At 37.6% G+C, this 4854-nt stretch carries 2 protein-coding genes and 1 pseudogene; 2 read left to right on the top strand and 1 reads right to left on the bottom strand.

The genetic code is table 11. From position 1 onward, the window contains the following. Positions 1 to 1110: 1110 nt before the first annotated feature. Together ACQKMD_RS21730 and ACQKMD_RS21735 are read left to right on the top strand one after the other, a co-directional pair. Positions 1111 to 3192 carry a serine hydrolase domain-containing protein gene (locus ACQKMD_RS21730; RefSeq protein WP_427754637.1) on the top strand — a complete coding sequence of 694 codons (2082 nt, stop codon included), beginning with the start codon at positions 1111 to 1113 and terminating at the stop codon, positions 3190 to 3192. A 538-nt stretch (positions 3193 to 3730) separates the two neighbouring features. Continuing rightward, positions 3731 to 4066, top strand: a complete 336-nt coding sequence (locus ACQKMD_RS21735; protein ID WP_400964439.1) for a winged helix-turn-helix transcriptional regulator — start codon at positions 3731 to 3733, stop codon at positions 4064 to 4066. Between the two features lie 94 nt (positions 4067 to 4160). Here the strand turns inward: ACQKMD_RS21735 and ACQKMD_RS21740 are convergent. Continuing rightward, positions 4161 to 4688, bottom strand: a pseudogene (locus ACQKMD_RS21740) (NAD(P)H-dependent oxidoreductase). Between the last annotated feature and the right edge of the window lie 166 nt (positions 4689 to 4854).

Below are 4854 nucleotides of genomic sequence, written 5' to 3' on the forward strand. Positions count from 1 at the left end.
AATCATTCCTTCGAACAAAAACACTTAAAAATCTAAAAGTGATAATCTACAAGAAAAGGTTGGATTGTCATTTACACAAAACTATTGACAGTCCCTTAAGAAGATAGATAGAGCAGAAGCAACAATCTTTGAGAAAACAGCCTAACTAAATAATAAAATTATTTGTTGCAATCCTATTTAAGGCTGTTATTACATTTAATAGGATTTTTTGGATTGTGAAAATTAGGGTTGTGTTATGTATGGCAAAAAGAAAGATTGGATTGTGCTGTAGCATTACATCATATAATTCCTTCTTCTCCAACTGCATAAATAGCGAATGATTCCCTCAAAAGCCATATGAGACGATCCTTTTTACAATTAATAAATTTGTAAGGAATGAGTAAGAAAAAAGAAAAAATCGATTCTTACAATAAAAGTACAAGATAAAAGGGGGTATTAAATGACTTATATTAAAAACAAATCAGCTGACAAAAGTCTTTGAAGGGAGCTATTTTCAATCTTTCATCATTTTTGTGCTACGGTATGTATAAATTTCACCTTGCTTCACATGCATGTTGGCACTAAAAACAAGCTAGAATCGACAAATAACATCCAATGGTTGGCATGAAGACCATGGTATGGCGAACTATGCAATATTGGAGCTTGAAAAGACTGTACGTTTAATTGATTTAGGCTTTTTTTCCTTATACACAGAAATGAATGAAAAAAATTGAATCTCTTGCAAGCAATTTTGAGAAATTACTTGATAACTTGGTTAAGTTAGAGGGGACAACAAACAAACAGGAAAGTAGGCAAGATCTAAACAGTGCGGAGTTTTGCAATACTCTTATATGATAGCCTTAAATCCATTCTTTATAGAAAAGCGACGAAATCAATACTGCGTCTACAAAAAGTTTATAAACATAAGTATTACAAGAGATAAAAATAAGTTGAACTCCACTAATATCATATGGTACTTACGGAAGGCAGCTTCTATATATTTTACCATCTGTTTACTTTATTTTTTCTTTGGTTTTGTTTATGTATACTGCTAAATAAGGACAACAAGGAGTTACCTTTGTTCGAAATAAGCAATGAAATCGATCACTTATCTAAGGAGGCAATTCTTTTATGAAAAATAAATTATCTGGGGTGTTAGCTGCTACATTAGCGTTAACGATGATCCTACCAACAGGAACGATGGCGTTTTCTAGCAGTCAGACTATGGTTGTAGTTAGCCAAGAAGTTGCTAGCCAAGAACTGAAAAAGATTGCGGCAGAGAAGGCTACTCTACTCACGAAGTCCTATGAGACGACTAGCGTGCAGTATGCGCTAATTGATAATGGCAAACTTATTTTGTCGGGTCAGACAGGCAAGAACGATATGAAAGGGAAACAGCCGCTGACCAAAGATACTCTATACGGGATTGGTTCAGTCAGTAAAATGTATGCAGCGGCGGCTGTGATGAAATTGGTCGACGAAGGAAAAGTCGATTTGGATGCTCCTGTCGTCCACTATGTTCCTGATTTCCAGATGAAAGACGAGCGTTACAAACGCATTACGCCACGTATGCTGTTAAACCACTCCTCCGGTTTGCAAGGTACTGAGTATAGCAATAATTTTTTATTTAAAGATAATGATACCTATGCCCATGATAATTTGTTGCGACAATTGTCCAACCAGAACTTGAAGGCGGACCCTGGCGCGTTCTCGGTATACTGCAACGACGGCTTTACGCTGGCTGAGATTATGGTGGAAAAAGTAAGCGGTATGAGCTTTACCGAATTTATACATCAACGGTTTACAGAACCCTTAAAGCTAAATCATACGAAAACGCCTCAGGACAAATGGGAAAACGATAAGCGGGCTGGACTTTATTTTCCAACGTACCAAGGACAGCTTCCTACTGAATCGGTGAATGTGATTGGTACGGGAGGGATCTCTTCCACGGCAGAAGATATGGTGCGATTCTCACAAATATTTATGGGACGGGGAAAAGGAATCCTCTCTGATAAGGCAGTCAAGGCGATGGAGCAAGAGGAATATAAAAAAGGAATGTGGCCAGGGGATGTAGATAATATTGTAAACTATGGTCTTGGCTGGGATAGTGTGAAACTATATCCATTCAATGAATATGGGATAAAGGGCTTGGCTAAAGGCGGCGACACGGGACTGCAACATGCTACACTGGTCGTACTTCCTGAACAGAAGATGGCAGTGGCTGTGTTGTCATCCGGCGGTAGCAGCTCTACAAATCAACTGATGGCGACAGAAATACTGCTCGCTGCGCTTAAAGAGAAGGGCACAATTAAGGATATCAAGCCGAACAAATCCTTTGGCAAGCCGGTCAAGGCCAAGATGCCTCAAGACATAGCAAAGAAAGCGGGTTTTTACGGCAATAGTTTCAGTCATTTCAAAATAGAAATTACGAAGAATGGAGAACTGATCTTACCAGCTAATTTAGAAGAAAAATATGTATATACTGCGAATGGAAGCTTTATTAATGAGACAGGTACCTCCAAGCTCAACTTCGTCACAGAGAAGAATAGACGAACATATTTGAGGGAGAGCACATTTATATCGTTGCCAGGTTTAGGGCAAACAGCAGTTACTCAATATTTAGCCGAGAAACTAGAAGACAATGTGCTATCGAAGGAAACCACTGCCGCATGGGCGAAGCGGGAAGGCGTTAAGTTCTATCTCGTAAACGAGAAATATAGTTCTGCTCACTATCTCGTACCAATGATGCTTACAACACAAATTAATCGCAATAAAGGTCTAGAGGGCTATTGGGACGGCAGAAAAATTACAGGTCCAAACACGGCTGCGCATCAGCTCCAGATCCCCGTGATGACAGGCCGTGATACGACGGAATCTCGTTTCTATACAGAAGGCGGTAATGAATATATGGAGATGTCCGGATTGTTATACGTAAGTGGAACCAACGTGAAACCGCTTGATGCAAGCCAATCATCCAAAGTTACGCTACAAGCAAATGGGCATGCGGGATGGTTTACGATCCCGCAATCGGCAGCCGAGAAAACGATGACCGTGACGTTGCCATCGAAGGGTTCGTTCGCGGTGTATGATGAGAAGGGAGTATGCGTCGATTTTACCATTGTGAGCGGCAATAACAAAGTAAAACTGCCGAAGAACGGAACGGTTGTATTTGCTGGCGCGCCGAACTCGGAATTTGCAATTACGTTGAACTAACTACAATTTAAGATGTACTTCAAAAAAACCAGTACGACACCAAATGGTGTTTTGCTGGTTTTGTTTGTATTTACGCATTATCTTTACGAAGAGGCTTACCGAACTCTTATCATTTCCCCCAAAAACAATCATGGTAATAATCTGTCAAAGATGTTTGTATTAAAATACTAAAAGCTTTATGACAATAGCTGAAAGCATAAATTAAAGTGAAAGGGAGAAATTGTTCCCTTTTTACTTTAGAACTTCTCAAACTAATGGGGTTTACTTGAAGATCATTGAGTTGCATAGGCAGCTCTTTTTTTCTTATTGAACTAACGTGGCAGTTTAGTTGAAGAGTGTTGTTCAACAATCGGGCCAGATTGTGGAATAAAGACTAAGTTTTTTAACAGGAGTGTTTTGTTAAAATTTTTATTCGAATTAAAGATATAACAAAATTTTATAGTGATCTTACCTTATATTCTTGTGATAAGATTGCATAGTAATTTACTATAAAGTATTCATATTGATAGGATATTCTTATTAAAAGGAGAGTAGGATTGTGAGAGAAACCTGTGTTCCGACTGGCGTAGAACTAAAAAACACTGGTTTTGGATATACGTTATCCTTAATAGGTGGTAAGTATAAAATGATTATTTTGTATTGGTTGTCTGAAAATAAGGTTATGAGGTTCAATGAGCTGAAGAGATGTATTGAGACTATTCCCTTTAAAACATTAAGTGTTATGTTAAAAGAACTTGAGGAAGATGGTCTTATTATACGCAAAGAATTTCCCCAAATACCTCCAAAAGTTGAATATTCATTATCTGAACGTGGTTGTTCACTTATTCCATTGTTAGATATGATGTGCGATTGGGGAGAGAAAAATAATTTTTAAGCTCTAGAATGTAACAAAATAGGCATAGTGTAAAAAGGAAGTACCTTCTTGTTTAGGAGGTACTTCTTATTTTAACTTTTATAAAAGTTACCCATTACATATTTTCAATGAAATTTAAATAATCTTGAGTGCTTTTTTCTATTTCGCTTACAGATGGCTCAAATTCTGCTCCATAAAACGCAAAGAACGAACGATAATCTGCTTCACAATAGATGGCTGTCGTCTCAAACGGACGTAACACTTGTTCAAGTGTATAATGGTATCTTCCAGCTTAACTATAATCCACATTTTTGATCCCAGCAGATACCCCTAAAGCAATTTTACGATTCTTTAATTTATCTCCTTTTGAACCATAAGCCCATCCATAAAGGAAAACATCATCCATCCACTTTTTTAAGAGAGGAGGACAGTTGAACCAATATACAGGGAATTGGAAAACAAGGTTCCCGTGAGTTTCAATCAATTTTTGTTCTTTTTCCACATTTATGTTCTCATCCGGATATACCTTATACAATTCGTGCACAGTATATTTTTCTGGATATTTTTTTAATTCTTCTACCCATAGCTTATTAACAACAGATGTTTCTAAGCTTGGGTGTGTTATGATAACAAGAGTTTTCAATGTTTTTTCCTCCTTAAGCTGATTTCATTTTTATTGTAAAGTCCAAGCTGAAAATATGTAAGTACGCACTTTTTATGCGGTTTGTATTGTGCCACAGTGTAATTCGATACCAAGCCTAATTGGTTCATAATCCGACCAATTCGACGGCGAGACACGATCTTTTTGG

Source organism: Viridibacillus sp. NPDC096237 (assembly GCF_050278625.1).
GTDB lineage: Bacteria > Bacillota > Bacilli > Bacillales_A > Planococcaceae > Viridibacillus.